This is a genomic window from Candidatus Binatia bacterium (genome assembly GCA_029243485.1).
In the GTDB taxonomy this organism is placed as follows: Bacteria; Desulfobacterota; Binatia; order UBA12015; family UBA12015; genus VGTG01.
The window spans coordinates 99,522-116,060 of sequence record JAQWRY010000032.1 but is presented as its reverse complement, the minus strand read 5'-3'; the positions used below and the strand labels follow the sequence as shown (position 1 = coordinate 116,060).

Annotated in this window: 15 protein-coding genes and 1 tRNA gene; 8 read left to right on the top strand and 8 right to left on the bottom strand. The window is 63.8% G+C overall.

What is annotated here, in order from left to right; translation table 11 throughout:
• Positions 1–14: 14 nt before the first annotated feature.
• The 6 genes from lon to P8R42_10920 form a co-directional block, all read right to left on the bottom strand.
• Positions 15–2,465, bottom strand: a complete 2,451-nt coding sequence (gene lon / locus P8R42_10945; protein ID MDG2305154.1) for an endopeptidase La — start codon at positions 2,463–2,465, stop codon at positions 15–17.
• Positions 2,466–2,473: 8 nt separating this feature from the next.
• The gene (gene clpX / locus P8R42_10940) at positions 2,474–3,727 is read right to left on the bottom strand and encodes an ATP-dependent Clp protease ATP-binding subunit ClpX (GenBank protein ID MDG2305153.1); all 1,254 of its coding nucleotides are present in this window, start codon (positions 3,725–3,727) and stop codon (positions 2,474–2,476) included.
• 8 nt (positions 3,728–3,735) lie between these two features.
• Positions 3,736–4,335 (bottom strand): ATP-dependent Clp endopeptidase proteolytic subunit ClpP, encoded by a 600-nt coding sequence (clpP, locus tag P8R42_10935; protein ID MDG2305152.1) that lies wholly within the window; start codon positions 4,333–4,335, stop codon positions 3,736–3,738.
• A 73-nt stretch (positions 4,336–4,408) separates the two neighbouring features.
• On the bottom strand, positions 4,409–5,704 hold the full coding sequence (tig, locus tag P8R42_10930; GenBank protein MDG2305151.1) for a trigger factor: 1,296 nt from the start codon (positions 5,702–5,704) through the stop codon (positions 4,409–4,411).
• 103 nt (positions 5,705–5,807) lie between these two features.
• Positions 5,808–5,887: transfer RNA gene (locus tag P8R42_10925), tRNA-Leu, on the bottom strand.
• 61 nt (positions 5,888–5,948) lie between these two features.
• Positions 5,949–6,158 carry a PGPGW domain-containing protein gene (locus P8R42_10920; protein ID MDG2305150.1) on the bottom strand — a complete coding sequence of 70 codons (210 nt, stop codon included), beginning with the start codon at positions 6,156–6,158 and terminating at the stop codon, positions 5,949–5,951.
• A 206-nt stretch (positions 6,159–6,364) separates the two neighbouring features.
• On the opposite strand from P8R42_10920, the gene P8R42_10915 reads away from it, so the two are divergent.
• Genes P8R42_10915 through P8R42_10900 form a run of 4 tightly spaced genes read left to right on the top strand, consistent with a single transcriptional unit; the run spans position 6,365 to position 10,625 of the window.
• On the top strand, positions 6,365–7,516 hold the full coding sequence (locus P8R42_10915) for an efflux RND transporter periplasmic adaptor subunit (GenBank protein MDG2305149.1): 1,152 nt from the start codon (positions 6,365–6,367) through the stop codon (positions 7,514–7,516).
• Complete coding sequence (locus P8R42_10910) at positions 7,513–8,199, top strand: ABC transporter ATP-binding protein (GenBank protein MDG2305148.1); 687 nt, start codon at positions 7,513–7,515, stop codon at positions 8,197–8,199. Before P8R42_10915 ends, P8R42_10910 begins: the two co-directional genes overlap by 4 nt.
• A 20-nt stretch (positions 8,200–8,219) precedes the next feature.
• On the top strand, positions 8,220–9,404 hold the full coding sequence (locus tag P8R42_10905; GenBank protein ID MDG2305147.1) for an ABC transporter permease: 1,185 nt from the start codon (positions 8,220–8,222) through the stop codon (positions 9,402–9,404).
• An 18-nt stretch (positions 9,405–9,422) separates the two neighbouring features.
• Positions 9,423–10,625, top strand: a complete 1,203-nt coding sequence (locus P8R42_10900; GenBank protein ID MDG2305146.1) for an ABC transporter permease — start codon at positions 9,423–9,425, stop codon at positions 10,623–10,625.
• Between the two features lie 10 nt (positions 10,626–10,635).
• Here the strand turns inward: P8R42_10900 and P8R42_10895 are convergent, their stop codons facing one another.
• A complete protein-coding gene (locus P8R42_10895; protein MDG2305145.1) occupies positions 10,636–12,159 on the bottom strand; it encodes a GMC family oxidoreductase in 1,524 nt (507 codons plus the stop codon).
• On the bottom strand, positions 12,156–12,800 hold the full coding sequence (locus P8R42_10890) for a hypothetical protein (protein ID MDG2305144.1): 645 nt from the start codon (positions 12,798–12,800) through the stop codon (positions 12,156–12,158). The genes P8R42_10895 and P8R42_10890 overlap by 4 nt, the downstream gene beginning before the upstream one ends.
• 373 nt (positions 12,801–13,173) lie before the next feature.
• Between P8R42_10890 and P8R42_10885 the strand changes: the two genes are divergently transcribed.
• The 4 genes from P8R42_10885 (at position 13,174) to P8R42_10870 (ending at position 16,529) form a co-directional block, all read left to right on the top strand.
• On the top strand, positions 13,174–14,058 hold the full coding sequence (locus tag P8R42_10885) for a DUF6502 family protein (protein ID MDG2305143.1): 885 nt from the start codon (positions 13,174–13,176) through the stop codon (positions 14,056–14,058).
• Positions 14,055–15,293 carry a hypothetical protein gene (locus tag P8R42_10880; GenBank protein ID MDG2305142.1) on the top strand — a complete coding sequence of 413 codons (1,239 nt, stop codon included), beginning with the start codon at positions 14,055–14,057 and terminating at the stop codon, positions 15,291–15,293. The genes P8R42_10885 and P8R42_10880 overlap by 4 nt, the downstream gene beginning before the upstream one ends.
• Positions 15,294–15,354: 61 nt before the next feature.
• On the top strand, positions 15,355–15,858 hold the full coding sequence (locus tag P8R42_10875) for a 4Fe-4S dicluster domain-containing protein (protein MDG2305141.1): 504 nt from the start codon (positions 15,355–15,357) through the stop codon (positions 15,856–15,858).
• Positions 15,855–16,529 (top strand): DUF1614 domain-containing protein, encoded by a 675-nt coding sequence (locus P8R42_10870; GenBank protein ID MDG2305140.1) that lies wholly within the window; start codon positions 15,855–15,857, stop codon positions 16,527–16,529. Before P8R42_10875 ends, P8R42_10870 begins: the two co-directional genes overlap by 4 nt.
• The last annotated feature ends 10 nt before the right edge of the window (positions 16,530–16,539 follow it).

The following is a 16,539-nucleotide window of genomic DNA, read 5'->3' as shown; positions in this document are numbered from 1 at the left end:
CCGGTCGGCTGACCCTAGTGCGTGACGACGTCGGTTGGGGTGTCCGACTCGGCGATCGGGGCCGCGATTTGCGGCTGCTTTTTCAGGAAGTTGTCCGGATCCTCCAGGACCAGGGCCTTCCGGAGCACTTCGTCGACATGCTCCACCGTCTCGATAGTGAGGTCTTTCAGAATCGACTCGGGGATCTCGCCGATGTCCTTCTCGTTCTCCGAGGGAATTAGGATGTGCTTGATCCCACCCCGATGGGCGGCCAGCACCTTCTCTTTGAGCCCACCGATCGGGAGGACGTTACCCCGCAGGGTCACCTCACCGGTCATGGCCAGGTCCGAGCGGACCGGGATGCGGGTCAGAGCCGACACCAGAGACGTAGCCAATGTCACGCCGGCCGAGGGGCCGTCCTTGGGGGTTGCCCCGTCGGGAACGTGAATGTGGACATCGATCGACTGGTAGAAGTCCTTGGTCAGACCGAGATCGTCCGCGCGTGAACGCACGTAACTCATCGCAGCCTGAGCGGACTCCTGCATCACCTCACCGAGACGACCGGTGATGGTGAGCTTGCCCTTACCGGGAACTACCGAGACCTCGGTCTTCAGCAGCTCACCGCCCATGTCGGTCCAGGCGAGGCCGGTTGTGACACCGACCTTGGCCTCTTCGCCCGCCAGCCCGTAACGGAACTTCTCCGGGCCGAGGTACTTTTCGAGACTCTTCGAGTTGACGAGAACCTTGCCGACTTCCTCGCCACCCTTGATGATCTGGACCGCGACCTTTCGGCAGACCGCCGAGATCTCACGCTCGAGACTGCGGACACCCGCCTCCTTTGTGTAGTGGCGCACGAGGCCGAGGAGCGAGTTGTCGGAGAATTCGATCTGATCTTCCTTCAGGCCGTTGTTCTCGCGGACCTTCGGGACCAGGTACTTCTTTGCGATGTTGAGCTTTTCGAGCTCCGTGTATCCGGCAATCCGGATGATCTCCATACGGTCCTGAAGCGGCCGCGGGATCCCCTCGAGATTGTTCGCCGTGGTGATGAACATGACCTTGGAGAGGTCGTAATCCACGTCGAGGTAGTGATCGTTGAACGCCGTGTTCTGCTCGGGATCGAGAACTTCGAGCAGAGCCGAGGACGGATCCCCGCGGAAATCAGTCGAAATCTTGTCGACTTCGTCCAACAGGAAGACCGGATTCCCCGCGCCCGCCTTCTTCATCGACTGAACGACCTTACCCGGGAGCGCGCCGATGTACGTACGGCGGTGCCCGCGGATCTCGGCCTCGTCGCGCACGCCGCCAAGGGAAATTCGGACGAACTTGCGACCGGTCGAACGCGCGATCGACTTACCGAGTGAGGTCTTACCAACGCCGGGCGGTCCGACGAGGCAGATGATCGGCCCCTTCAGCTGTCCGACCAACTGCTGGACGGCCAGGTACTCGATGATGCGGCTCTTGACCTTCTCGAGACCGTAGTGGTCTTCGTCGAGGATTTTCTCCGCCTCGTCGATGTCGAGCTTGTCATCCGTATACTCGCCCCAGGGGAGCGAGATCATCCAATCGATGTAGTTGCGGACGACGGTCGCTTCGGCGGACATCGGAGACATCATCTTGAGCTTCTTCAGCTCCTTGATGGACTTCTCCTGCCCCTCGGCGGACATCTTCTTGGCTTTGATCTTCTCGTCGAGTTCCTGAATCTCGTTCTTGAACTCGTCCTTCTCGCCGAGCTCCTTCTGGATCGCCCGCATCTGCTCGTTGAGGTAGTACTCTTTCTGCGTCTTCTCCATCTGCTTCTTGACGCGAGTACGGATGCGCTTCTCCACTTCGAGGATCTCGATCTCGGAGCGCATGTAGCCGAGCACCTTCTCCAGCCGTTCGGCCGGATCGGTGGTCTCGAGCAGGGCTTCCTTGTCCTCGAGCTTCACGCCGAGATGCGCGACGATCGTGTCGGCCATTCGGGCCGGCTCGGTGATCGACGCCACGGACATGATGGTCTCGGGCGGAATCTTCTTGTTCAGCTTGACGTAGTGCTCGAACGTCGAGTTCACGCTTCGGACCAGCGCCTCGACTTCCGTCGTGCCTTCACAGACCTCTTCGATCTCCTCGACGTCGACGAGGAAGTACTCTGGGTTGGCGACGTAGCGCACTATCTTCGCGCGCTTCTTGCCTTCGACCAGGACTTTCACGGTGCCGTCCGGCAATCGTAGCAACTGGACGACGCTACCGAGCGTGCCGACTTCGTAGATGTCGGACTCGCCGGGGTCGTTCGTCTTGGCGTCCTTCTGAGCGGCGAGCAGAATGAACTTCTGCTTGCTCATGGCCTCTTCGAGAGCACGGATCGACTTCTGCCGGCCAACGAAGAGAGGTACCACCATGTGGGGGAAAACGATGATGTCCCGCAGCGGCAGCAGCGGTACGCGCAGGCCGCCCTGGGGATCGTCGCCGCCGGGTTCTTTCTTGTCCTTGTCGTTTCGGAAGAGCATTCAGTCCCTCAGGCCGTCTCGGCAGTCTTCTGGTACAGAACGATCGGGTGCTCCCGATTCGTAATGACTTCTTCGGAGATGAGCACTTCCTTAATGTCCGGCTCCGACGGAATGTCGTACATGATGTCGAGCATCACGTTCTCCATGATCGCACGGAGGCCACGAGCGCCGGATTTGCGCTTCAGGGCCTCCTGAGCGATTGCCGACAGAGCGCCGTCGGTGAACTTGAGATGGACGTTCTCCATCTCGAACAGCTTCGAATACTGTTTCGTGAGAGCGTTCTTCGGCTCATTCAGAATCCGAACCAGGGCGCCCTCGTCGAGCTCGGCCAAAGTCGCGATCATCGGCAGACGGCCGACGAACTCGGGAATGAGGCCAAACTTCAGTAGATCTGCGGTCTGCGTGTCGTGCAGAATTTCGTTCGAGCTGCGATCGTCCTTGCCGCGCAGCTCCGCGCCGAACCCAACCTGCTTCAAGCCGACTCGACGACGAATCAAGTCCTCGAGTCCCACGAATGCGCCCCCGCAGATGAACAGGATGTTGGTCGTATCGACCTGGAGGAACTCCTGCTGCGGGTGCTTGCGTCCGCCTTTCGGCGGAACGGAAGCCGTAGTGCCTTCGATGATTTTCAGCAATGCCTGCTGAACACCTTCACCGGAGACATCGCGCGTGATCGACGGGTTGTCTCCCTTGCGGGCGACCTTGTCGATCTCATCAATGTACACGATTCCGCGCTGGCACTTCTCGACGTCGTAGTCGGCGTTCTGAAGAAGCGAGAGGATGATGTTCTCGACATCTTCTCCAACGTAGCCCGCTTCCGTGAGGGACGTCGCATCGGCAATCGCGAACGGCACCTGGAGGAAACGCGCCAGCGTCTGGGCCAGCAGCGTCTTACCGGAGCCCGTAGGTCCGATCAGAAGAATGTTCGACTTCTGAAGCTCGACGTCCCCCGTGACCAACTGGGAGTCTATCCGCTTGTAATGGTTGTGCACCGCTACGGAGAGAATCCGCTTCGCATGCTCCTGGCCGATCACGTACTGGTCGAGAACCTTCTTGATCTCAGCCGGCTTCGGAACGGCGGAACCGGAAGCGACACCCTCTTCCTGATCACACTCCTCCGCGATGATGTCATTGCAGAGGTCAATGCACTCATCGCAGATGTAGACGGTCGGTCCCGCGATCAGCTTGCGAACCTCATCCTGGCTCTTTCCGCAGAAAGAGCAGACGAGGTTACCGGACCGATCATCACCGTGCTTGGCCATGAAGCCTCCTAGGCCTTCTTGCTCGAACGCGCGACGATGACTTCGTCGACGATCCCGTACTCCACGGCCTGCTTACTGGTCATGAAGAAGTCGCGATCCGTATCTTTCTCGATTCGCTTCAAGCTCTGCCCCGTGTGGTTCGCTATGATGTTGTTGATCTGCTCGCGCGCGCGCAGAATTTCGCGCGCCTGGATATCAATATCGGTCGCCTGGCCCTGAGCACCACCCAAAGGTTGGTGAATCATGATCCGGGCGTACGGCAGTGCGAACCGCTTGTCCTTCTCCCCAGCCAACAACAACAGGGCGCCCATGCTCGACGCCTGCCCGAGGCAGAGGGTCGAAACCGGCGGCCGGATATACTGCATCGTGTCGTAGATCGCGAGCCCCGCCGAGACCGATCCGCCCGGCGAATTGATATACAGATGGATGTCCTTCTCGGGGTCTTCCGACTCCAAGAACAGCATCTGCGCTATAATCACGTTGGCGACGTCGTCGCTGATCTGGGAACCCAGAATCACGATCCGGTCCTTCAGCAAACGCGAGAAAATATCGTACGCGCGTTCACCACGTCCGGTTTGTTCGACGACCATCGGAATCAGGTTCTGCATCGCCTCGATTCCCCCCAGCCCAGTGCCGGTTTCACGCTGTTAATTCTAGACGTAATGAAAACCACGAGCAACGCTAATTCTTCGTACTCATGTCTACGTCTTTGACATCGGCAATACTCACCAGTCGCTCTAGGGTCCGAGCCCTCTTCATTTGCGAACGCACCGCGTCACGTGCGTGGCCGTGCTGATAGTGCTCTCGCAGCTGGTCTGAGTTCTTGCCCCCCGAGGCGAGGATCTGGCCTATCTGATCGGCCAACTCCTCGTCACTCACCTCAACTTCATCCTGCTCCGCGAGGCCCTCCAACAAAAGGTCGGAGGCAACTTCGCGTTCGGCGCGCTCTTTGAGCTTCCCGCGCGCCTCCTCTTCATACTCGGAGTTGGTCAGCTGCAGACCGCGTCCGGCAAGCTCGTACTTGAACTCATCCAGCAGTACGTCGATCCGCCGTGCAACTAGCGACGGCGGCAAATCGACGGTGTTCTTCTTCAAGAGATCATTCAGAACGGACTCTCTTAGGTGCGCGTCGGAGCGACGCATTGCGTCTTCCTCGAGCTGAGTGCGGATCTTGTTGCGCAGCTCGTCGAGCGTCTCGCAGTCGCCGTGATCCTTCGCGAAATCGTCGTCGACTTCAGGAAGGACCCGTTCCGAGATCGAGTTCACAGTGACGGTGTACTCGAGGGTCTTGTCCTTCAACTCCTCGGGTGCGCCCTCCGGCGGAGGCGCCTGGACCGTGAAGGTCTCGCCCACCTTCGCCAAGGCGAGCCGCTCGTCGACCTCGGTCGGCAGCTTCCCACCGGCGATCTCAATGGTGGCTGACTCATGCTGAAGTCCATCCACCGGCTCGCCCTCGAGCGTCGCCTCAAGCTTCACCCCAGCGAAGTCTCCACGCGCGAGGTCGGTGCGGTCTTCGACCGGGACCAACTCGGCAAAGCGGTCGCGCAGCTGGGTGATCACGCTTTCGACATTGTCGTCGCCGACAGCAACGGTCGGCTTCTCTCCGACGAGCCCGTCGGTCTCGACCGAACCGAGGTCCGGGCGGATCTCGACCCTCGCCGAGAAGCGAAGTGCCTCCTTCTCGTTGAGCTGGCCAATGTCGAGTTCCGGCTGCGACACGATCTGCAGCTTTGACTCCTCGAGCGCAGAACTGAAGCCCTCTTGCACCAGACTCGTCGTGACCTGGCTGCGAACATCGTCTGCAAAGTACCGTTCGAGCACCGCGCGGGGCACTCGGCCCTGGCGAAAACCCTTGATCTTCGCGTGGCGCGCCACGTCCTGGAACGCGCGCTCGAACTCGTCATGGACGCGTTCCGCTGGGATTTCCACCTCGAGTTTGCGCTCGGTGGAACTGATCTCCTCGACTTCGACCTTCATCAATACTCCACAAAAACCCGCCAACACACGCCGTAGAGAGGCCTTCCAGGCCTAGCCGAGCCCCCAGGTTCTCACAAGCGATGGCGGTTGATAGTGCAAATAGTGCGAGAGGGGGGACTCGAACCCCCACGGTTGCCCGCTAGATCCTAAGTCTAGTGCGTCTGCCAATTCCGCCACTCTCGCTGCGGTCCTTAAACCTAACACCGCGAGCCCGAAGCGACGACCCACTGCGCCACCACATCCTTCAAAAGTGGGACGAGGAGGCCTCGGAACCCCGCGCCTTCCGCGCTGCGAGCCGGATTCGGGCCTTCACCTTCCGCAGCAGCCGGCGGGCCCAGGCGAACTCGGTCGCCAGGAGGGCGATTCCAGCGGGAATGACGATGAAAGCCGGCCCCGGTAGGACGACCATCGCCATTCCGATCAGGACGATGGTGCCCCCGATGACCAGAACCACTGCTTTTCGCGCTTGGCGCAACAGGCCCGGCGGGTCCGCAAGCGTCAGCTCTATTTTTGCCTTCTGTTCGCCATTTTCGGTACATTTTGGTGGTCCCCCGGGCACTGGCCCCCATCATACGCGGCCTGTGAGCCAAGGCGACCGTCTAACCGATTAATCCCGGCTTGCCTTCGCACCGCAGCCAGGCAAAAGGCATACTAGGCGGGATGAACCGCCCTGTTGTCTGGATCACCCTCGCTGTGGCCCTGATCGCCACGCTCGGGGTATGGTTTCTGAGCCGCCCCGACCCCATTCCCGTCGTTTTGACGTCCGTCGAAACGGGTCGGGTGACCGCCACCGTAGCCAATACCCGGGCCGGCACGATCGAGGCCTGCCACCGAGCCCGCATGTCCACCTCCATGGGAGGCCAGATCGCCCGACTGCCGGTCGACGAGGGGGATCGGGTCGAGAAGGACCAGGTCCTACTCGAACTCTGGAACGACGACGCCCGAGCCCAGGTAGCCCTCGCCGAGCGGGAGATCCTCGCCGCCCAGTCCCGCGGGGTCGAGGCCTGCACGATTGCCGAAATCGCCGAGAACGAGGCGCAGCGGGTCGTCCGGCTTCAAGCCCAGGGCGTCGCCGCGGTCGAGACCACCGACAAGGCCGTCGGCGAAGCCAAAGCCCGCGCCGCCGGGTGCAACGCGGCCAAGACTTCGGCGCTCGTCAGCGAAGCCCGGCTCGATGCCGCCCGCGCCGCGATGGAACGAACGATCCTGCGCGCGCCGTTCGACGGCATCGTTGCGGAGATCAACGGAGAGGTCGGAGAGGTCGTCACACCCTCTCCTGTCGGTGTCGCCACCCTCCCCACAGTCGACCTGATCGACACAAGCTGTCTGTACGTCCGCGCTCCCATCGACGAGGTCGATGCCGGGGCGGTTCGCGAAGGGCTCCCCGCGCTGATCACGCTCGACGCGTTCCCGGGCGAGGAGTACCCGGCCATCGTGCGCCGCGTTGCCCCCTACGTGCTCGATCTCGAGAAGCAGGCACGCACCGTCGACGTCGAGGTCGGGTTCGACAACATCGACGAAGCGGGAGCGCTGCTGGTCGGATACAGCGCGGACGTCGAGGTGATCCTAGAAGCGCGCGAGAGCGTGACTCGCGTTCCCACCGAAGCGTTGATGGAAGGCCACCGCGTCCTCCTCTACAAAGACGGCACGCTCGAGGAGCGAACCATCGAAGCCGGGCTCGAGAACTGGGAGTTCACCGAAGTTCTCTCGGGCCTCTCCGACGGCGATCAGATCGTGCTGACCGTCGACCGGAACGGCCTTGTGAACGGAGCCGAGGTCACGCCCGAGGAAGCAGCGACCGCGGCCGAATGATCAAGCTGCATCAGATCGAGCGCGACTTCGAGGTCGGCGACCAGGTAGTGCGCGCCCTGCGAAAGGTGGACCTCGACATCGACGAGGGAGAGTACATCTCCCTCATGGGCCCGTCCGGTTCGGGTAAGTCCACGCTGATGCACATCCTCGGGCTTCTCGACCACCCGACGACGGGCACGTACGAGCTCGACGGCCGCAGCGTGACCGGTCTCAACGACGCCGCGCAGGCCGAGGTCCGCCGGAACAAGATCGGCTTCGTGTTCCAGTTCTTCCACCTCGTGCCTTATCTCACCGCCGCGGAGAACGCGGAGCTTCCCCTCGTGCTCTCGGGCATCGACCCCGCCGAGCGGCACGAACGGGTTTCGAAGAGCCTGGCATCGCTCGGTCTGTCCGACCGCAGCGACCACCGGCCCGACCAGCTCTCCGGCGGCCAACGGCAGCGCGTCGCGATCGCGCGGGCGATGGTCTCCGCGCCGTCCGTCCTCCTCGCCGACGAACCCACCGGGAACCTCGATCGTAGCTCCGGGAACGAGGTCATCCACCTCATCGAGGATCTCCACACGAGACAGGGACTCACCCTGGTCGTGGTCACGCACGACCCAGAGATGGGTGGTCGGGCGAGGCGGCAGATCCACATGATCGACGGGCAGATCCAGGAAGACAGCACCGGCGGCAGCGCGTGAAGTTCAGCGACTTTCCAGCGATGGCCGTGCGGGTACTCGTGCGCCACCCCGCACGCAGCAGCCTCATGCTGCTCGCCATGTCGATCGGAGTCGCCTCCGTCGTGGTCCTGACGTCGCTGGGCGAATCCGCGCGAAGCTACGTCTCCGACGAATTCGCGAGCCTCGGAACGCACCTCATCATGGTAGCCCCGGGCCGCACCGAGACGAGTGGTGTCGGCCCTTCGATGTTCGCCGGAGACACGCCGCGCGATCTCACGATCGCCGACGCGACCGCCGTCGCGAAAAGCCCTCTACTCGGAGACGTCGCGCCGATGGTGATGGGCCAGGCGAACGTCTCGTGGGGTGGCCGCGAGCGTGCGGTGTCTCTTCTCGGCGCGACTGCGGCGCTGCGCCGTATCCGACATTGGACGTTGTCGCAGGGACGATTCCTTCCGGAAGGCGATCCCGAACGAGACTCCGGCGTCTGCGTCATCGGCGCGAAGGTACGAAAGGAGTTGTTCGGTCCACGACGAGCCCTCGGCGAGTGGCTGAAAGTGGGCGATCGTCGGTGCCGCGTCACTGGGATCCTCGCAAACAAAGGCCGCTCGATCGGCCTAGATGTGGAGGACGTCGTCGTGATGCCGGTGGCGGGTGCCCTCACCCTGCTCAACCGGCCGTCGCTGAACCGCATCATGGCCAACGCACGAAGCCACGAGATGATGGACCGGGCCAGCGAAGAGATCCGACGCATTCTGAAGGACCGACACCAGGGGGAGGAGGACGTCACCATCGTCACGCAGGACGCGCTTCTCGCGACGTTCGACCGAATCCTCGTCGCGCTGACCTATACCGTCGGCGGTATCGCCGGAATCAGCCTGCTCGTGGCCGGCATCCTCATCATGAACGTCATGCTCGTGTCGGTGAGCCAGCGAACGTCGGAGATCGGGCTCTTGAAGGCGCTCGGCGCGCCGCGCGACGAGATCCTCCGGCTTTTTCTGGTCGAGGCCACCACGCTCTCGCTGGCCGGCGCCTTCATGGGGCTCGTCATCGGGGTGCTCGGGCGACTCGCCATCCTCCACTTCTACCCGGTCCTGCCACTCACTTGGCCGATCTGGGCCATCGTCGCGGCGCTCACGACCGCGCTTGTCGTCGGACTCGCGTTCGGCGTGATTCCGGCCCGCCGTGCCGCCGACCTCGACCCGGTCGCGGCCTTGTCGCATCATTAGGAGCATGAGAGCCCCATGATGAGACCGCTCGACTTCCTGCGCATGATCACCGGCTCAATTCGGTCTCACCCGTTGCGATCCGGTCTGACAGCATTAGGGATCGCCGTCGGCATCGCCGCCGTGGTCCTCCTCACGTCGATCGGCGTAGGCATCAACGTCTTCATCATCGGGCAGTTCAACCAGTTCGGAACGAACATCCTCGGAATCAACCCAGGGAAGACGACGACCAACGGTGGGCCGCCGATGTTCGCCTCCGCGTCGACCAAGCCTCTCACGGTCGAGGACGCGTTGGTGTTGAAGACCCTCCCCCGCGTCCAGGGTTCCGTCCCCTTCCACATGGGCAACGCCGAGGTCGAGGCGGGCCGACGCCGACGCCGCTCGATGGTGCTCGGCGTCGGAACCGAGCTTCCCGAGGTCTTCGGGATCAACCCCGTAATCGGACGCTTCCTCCCACCCGACGACCCGCATGCACCCCGCGCCCTCGCCGTCCTCGGACGGAAAGTGCACGACGACCTCTTCCCCAACGGCGGCGCACTCGGCGAGCGCGTTCGAATATCGGGCGAAAAGTACCGGATCATCGGCGTCCTCGGGTCGAAGGGCGACACGATCGGGTTCGATCTCGACGACGCGATCTACATTCCCGCCTCCCGCTCCCTCGCGATGTTCAACGAGCAAGGACTGATGGAGATCGACCTGACGTACTCCGACGGTACCGACGTCGATGCGCTGGTCGCCGCAGTGAAGCGCCGACTCACCGGGCGCCACGGACAGGAGGACTACACCGTCACGACGCAGGAGCAGATGATCGAGGTCATGGGCCGAATCCTCGGAGCCATGACGTTCGCGGTCGCTGCACTCGGTGGCATCTCGCTCCTCGTCGGCGCCGTTGGAATCTTCACGATCATGACCATCGCCGTACGCGAGCGGACGTCGGAGATCGGCCTGCTGCGCGCGTTGGGTGCGCGGCATCGCCAGGTCCTCGCGCTCTTCCTAGGCGAGGCCGCTGTCCTCGCGGGAATCGGCGGCGCCGCGGGCCTCGCCCTCGGCATCGGCGGCGGGCAACTGCTGCATCTGATGATTCCAATGCTGCCCGTGCATACCCCATTCTTCGTCGTAGTGATCGCGATGTTCGTCTCGACCACGATCGGCCTTCTCGCTGGAGTGCTCCCCGCGCGCCGCGCCGCGCGACTCGACCCAGTCGAAGCCCTGCGGACCGAGTAGGACGCTTCGCTCAGACGCGCGCAGCGATGCGCTGCCCGGTGCGGTGAGCGAGCGCCATGAGCGTCAGCATCGGATTCACCGACGGGCTTCGCGGCAGAATCCCCGTGTCGGCGAGGTAGAGGTTGTCGGTTTCGTGACACCGGCCATCCTCATCGACCACGCCCATCCGACCATCGCCGTGCATGCGCGTCGTACTGAAGACGTGATTCCCGGCCATTGTGAAGTCGGTCTCGCGGAACTCACGCGTTCGAATCCGGCGCGCCTCGTCGAGGGACCGGAGTTCTTCGGGGAGTCCGTGGACACCGGGTAGTACGCGCGTCGCGCCGGCTGCGAAGAACAACTCCGCAAGACGCCATAGTGCCTCGGCGAGAATCGTGAGGTCCTTCGGATCGAGTCGCCACGTCAGGGCCGGGTCGAGGCCCCTCCGTCGAGCACGGACGGTCCCCTTCGATCGATTGCACGTCGCGATCGCATCCCAGATGGCCGCGTACGGGATCATCGCGAGGTTCTTCTTGAGCTCGAAGCCCAGGCCCGGCAACCGCACCGCGAAGACACCTGGAGGCGCCCACAACGTCTCGAGCTTGTAGCCGTCCCGAACGAACTGAAGCGATTGGTAACCCTGTGTCGCACCGAAGTACGGGTTCGTCTCCTGGGGAAAAACGCCCATCGCTGCGACACCGGGGTGGAACTGCAGGTTCTCACCGACCTGGCCGGATCCGTTTGCGAAGTCGTCGCTGCGCTGAAGAAGAACCGGCGTTGCCATACAGCCGGCCGCGAGAACGACCACCTTCGCTTGGATCCGGAACTGGTGCGTCAGCTCACTGGAGAACGGCCGCACGACCCGACCGGCCACGCCCCACACGCGGCTGCCCCGCGTGAGAAGCCGGTCCACCTGGAGGGACGTGAACACGCGCGCGCCATCGCGGATCGCCGCGGGAACGTAAGAGATGTCGGTCGACTGCTTGGCCCGCGTGCGGCAGCCGGTAAAGCACTCCCCGCTGCCTCGACACCCTTGAACGTTGCGGGCGATCGGTTCGCTCGAGTAGCCGAGTTCATTGCATGCGTCGCGGAAGAGAAGATTGCGAGCGCCCTGCACTTCATCCGGCGTCGGCGCGACCCCCAGGAATTCCTCGACGGCCTGATAGTGCGGATCGAGATCCGCGCGGGTCGTATTCTTCAGTTCGAACTCGTTGCACCACCCGTCGAGCGTGAACTCCGGCGCACGCACACAAATCGCGGAGTTGACGAGCGACCCGCCGCCGAGTGCATTGGCCTGCATCGTCGCGAGGATCGTGCCTCCCGTGGTGCGCAGCCCACCTTCGCGCATCGTTCGCGCCATCGACAGCGCACCGTCGAGCTCGAAGTCCTCCGGCGTGAACGGCGGGCCCTCTTCGAGCAGAATCACGTCCTTCCCGGCCGCGGCGAGCTCTCGCGCGACGACCGACCCGCCCGGGCCGGAACCCACGACCACGACGTCGCAGACCTCCTCGAAGTCGCGATGGTACTCGGCGAAAACCCGAACGCCCGCGCTCATCGGTAATCCGGATGCAGTGGCTCAGCCGGACCAAGCGGTGGCAGATCACCTCGACCGTTCACGTCGGCTTGCCTGAATCCAATGGACGCCGGGTGCTCGCCCACTGCCGGCCACAATAGATCGGCCTCGACGACGCGCCGCTCGATTTCGCGCGGCGCCAGCCCCAGAGACCGCAGAACGCCAGGGTCTGCGAAGTAGCCCATCGTGAGGATGGCACGAAGGCTCATGAAGACGAGCCGACGCGGGGCGAGCTGGCTCTGCCGCCAACCTTCGAGGTAGGCGAGCTGCTGATCGGGATCGAGCGACGAGAAGCGCCGCCGACCGCGGGGCCCGTGACTCGGGAACACGAGCGTCGCGTGCTCGACCGCGATGAATAGCAGGTGCATCAGGATCTGGTTCGAGGTCGCCTGCGCGCCCACGAAACGGTCCGCGTGAAGACCCACCCGCGCCGAATCGGCCGAGGCCGAAATCGCCCCGCCCTCGGGATAGATCACGAGCGCCGCGGCTCGAGCGGTCTGATACTCCCGCGCCGGGAGCGTCTGAACGCCGACCGGGGTCGCCGGATACCCCAGGAAAAACCTGCGGACCCCCATGATCAGGAGGCCTGCGATGAAGAACCAGAGGAGCACCCAGTCGAGCATAACGGCTACGCGTTCGAGGCGTCAGGGGGCACGAGAACCTACGAAACCCCAAAAATGGGGTTGCGTTGATCTGAAATTGGGAATATTTCCCATTTATGCCGAAAAGTTCTCCGGCATCGAACTCGATCATGAGCGCCCCGAGCACCAGGAAGCAAGTCCGAGAAACTCGTCGCTGGGGATTCCCCCCCCGGTTCCCCCAGCGACGGCTCCGGCAGGACGCGGTCCCCGACATGGGGTCCGGGACCGCGTTCGGCCACCCACCCGGCCCCCGTCCGGCGGGACGATGCGGCCATCCCCCCGGTGTCTCATCGACGCCGGCCGGGGCCGGGCAAACGGAGCCGAAACACGGTAGACTGCTCCAACTCGAGATCTCATGCTTCCCACAGGATTGAAGGAGCAGTTTGCGGCGGCGATTCGCCGCATGCTGCGACCGGTCGTTCGACAGCTGGTCGCGTATGGCGTCACCTACCCTGCGCTCGACCAGATAATCCGCGAGCTCTACGTGGAAACCGCCGAGCATGACTTCGCGCTGCCCCACAAGCGCCTGACCGACAGCCGCGTCGCACTCATGACCGGGCTGAATCGGAAAGAGATCGCGCGACTACGTCACGGACCGCGCACAGCAGATGCTCCGGTCGAAGTAGAAGACACCGCCATTACGCGCGTCATCGGGCGGTGGATCGGCGGGCCGCCGTTCTCCGACGCGCGGGGGCACCCGCGCGCACTGCCTTACGAGGACACTCGAAAACGGACGGCGACGTTCTCTCGGCTCGTCCGCGAACGGGGCGTCGATCTGCCCGTCCGATCCGTTCTCGACGAACTCATTCGCACGGGCGTCGCCGCCATCGACGATGCAGGCGTCGTACATCTGAAACAGGAAGCGAACGTCCCCGCGGGCGATCTCGAAGGGAAGCTCACGCTCCTCGCATCCGATCCGGGCGAACTATTCTCGACCATCGTGCACAACGTCGAGAACCCAGAGAAGCCCTGGCTGCAACGCAAGGTCGTCTACGACAACATCGGCTCCGACGCGCTCGAAGCTCTGCGCGAATCCTCACGCGCCACCGGCGAAGACTTCATCCGTCGATCCAACGTCCTCTTGTCGTCGAACGACCGCGACCGCACCCCGGATGCTCCCGGGGGCAAGCAATCCCGCGTCGTTCTGGGCGTGTACTACTACGAAGAGACCGAGGAAGACTCGAAGAAGGTCTTCGAAGGCGATCCGCCTCTGCCCGGTCGCATCACGAGGTCACGATGAGGTTCTCTCTACCTACGCGGCAGTCGGTCCTGCTCGTCGCAACGCTTCTCCTGTGGGGCTGCGGCGGCGGCTTGGGCATTGGAATAACCGATGGTGGACCCGTGGGAACGGGCATCAGCGCCTCGGTCGTAGGCAATGTGGTCGCGGTAGAGGACTTCGAAGCGGTCGAGAACACCGCAGACCTGGGCTCTGCAAGCGCCACGGGCGAAGCCCCGGAGCTGGAAGGACTCGCAAGCGTCGACGGGATCGACGTCTCGCTCGTCGAGTTCCCGGACCTCGCAACGACGACCGATACCGACGGCAACTTCAGTATCGATGGCGAGTTCTCCGGAGCGGTCACCCTGCGCTTCCAGACGACCGACTTCGAAACCGAACAGGAACTCGACATCCCGACCGGAGGCGTCGTCGTCCTCTCCGACATCGAACTCGACGCCGACGGCGTCACCGCAGAAGCCGGTCGCCAGATCCTTGGTGCCGGAAGGGTTCGCGAAGTGAACTGCGCCGCTGGAGAACTTCGGGTCGAAGACCGCGACGGCGATCGACTCGACGTCACGTTAATCGACGATACGGAATTCCTGCGAGGCGGGAGTGCTGCATCCTGCGACGACATCCGTAAGCGAGACGACATCGCAGTCGAGGGACTCCTCGACGATCTCGGTGGGCGTGGCGTGACTGCGCTCCGAATCGTCATTGGGCCCGACGACTCGCCTCCGCAGCTCGAGCGTCAGGTCGCGTTGCGCGGCAACATCATCGTGATCGACTGTGATGCCGGTGGGATCGCCATCCACGACGGCAAGCACCTGGTGCGCATCCGCCTGCCGGCCGACGCCGTCATCCGGACCCCGCAAGACCGCCCGCTCGCGTGCGAAGATCTCACTCTGGGCGACCGTGTGACCGGTGGCGGCACCCTCAACCTGCGGGCCCCCGGCGTGATTCGCGGGCAGGTGGTCATCGTGGGCGGACGTCAGGCCCCTGATTTCGAGCTCCCGATTCGCGGGCTCGTGATCGCCGCCGACTGTGACGAGGGGATCCTGCAGGTGGCGCGACAGGGCGCGGTCGTGTCGGTCCGCATCCTGCCCGACACGCGGATCCGAGCCCCCCGCCAGTTCGTCTGCGAGGACCTCCCCGTACCCAACGGCACCACCGTCGAAGGCAAGGGTGTCGTGAGCGAAGACGTGCTTGGCGGCCTGGACGCCGTGGAACTCAAGTTCAAGAGGGTGACGCGGCGACCCTGATCGGGGTCCATCCTGCTCCCGTTCTTGCGTGGACCCCGGCGGGATGGGAGAAGACCCGCTCATGTCCGCAATCGAGGTGATTCGTCAGCGGCTCGCCGAAGCTGGGGTTCCCGAGCCCGTCACGCCCAAGCAGCAAAAGCCCGACGTCGTCGCGTTGGTCGACGTAAACGCCTGCTCGGCTTGCGGCCTCTGCGCTCCGCTCTGTCCGGCCCAATGCATCGAGACCCTGCCCGACGGAGCCGTCGAAGGCCGAGACTCCCAGCCGGTTCAGGTGCGCCACTTCGAATGCGTCGGATGCCACATCTGCGTGGAAGTCTGCACGTTCATCGCCGGCGCAAGCGCCATCCGAACCTACGACTCGAACCTGCTCGAGCAGGTCCTCGGAGCCGAGATCACAGGCAGCCCGGAGCCCGCCGGCCAGACCCCGGAACCCGGCGACGACTATTGGGCCGAGGAAGGTGGGTTCCATCACATGGGTGAGGGTTCCCGCCTCGCCGGTCTTCTGAGCGACGACGACCGGGCGACCCTGGCAAGCGAGCGACCGGCCGGGAGCGACGCGACGTGACGAAGTCCGCGAAACCCGCGGGCCCAGCCGGCCCCGCAGCGCAGGCCCCCGCCAAGATAGAGCTGACACCGGGGCGCCTCGGTCTCATGTTCGCCGCCGCGGGACTCCTCGGCATTCTCGAGGTCGGCGCGCTCGATTTCGCGTACGACAAGCTCGGCGTCCCGCACCGGTACTTCTTCGGGCTGCTGTTCGCCTCGTGGATCGGGAGCATGTTGAACCTCCCGCTATTCACCATGGCACCCGTGGAGGGCGAAGGCCCCGACGCAAAACCGACCGTGGTCGCCATCAACGTGGGCGGAGCCATCGTCCCGATGCTCCTCTCGTTCTGGGTCATCTCCCAGCAAGCGAATCCCGCCCCGGTCCTACTCTCCCTCCTCGTCGTGACCGGAGTAACGTACCTCATTGCGACTCCGGTGAAGGGCGTCGGCATTGCGATGCCCATGTTCATTCCACCGCTGGCCGCCGCCGGAGCGGCCTTGGTTCTCGCCCCGACGGCCCCTGCCGCCGCCGCGTACGCCGGAGGCACGCTCGGCGCGCTACTCGGCGCCGACATTCTCAACCTCCCGGGGATCCGGACGTTGGGAGCACCGATCGTGTCGATCGGGGGAGCCGGTACATTCGACGGCGTCTTCCTGACCGGACTCATCGCGGTGCTTCTCGCCGGCGCATAGGAACCGGGCT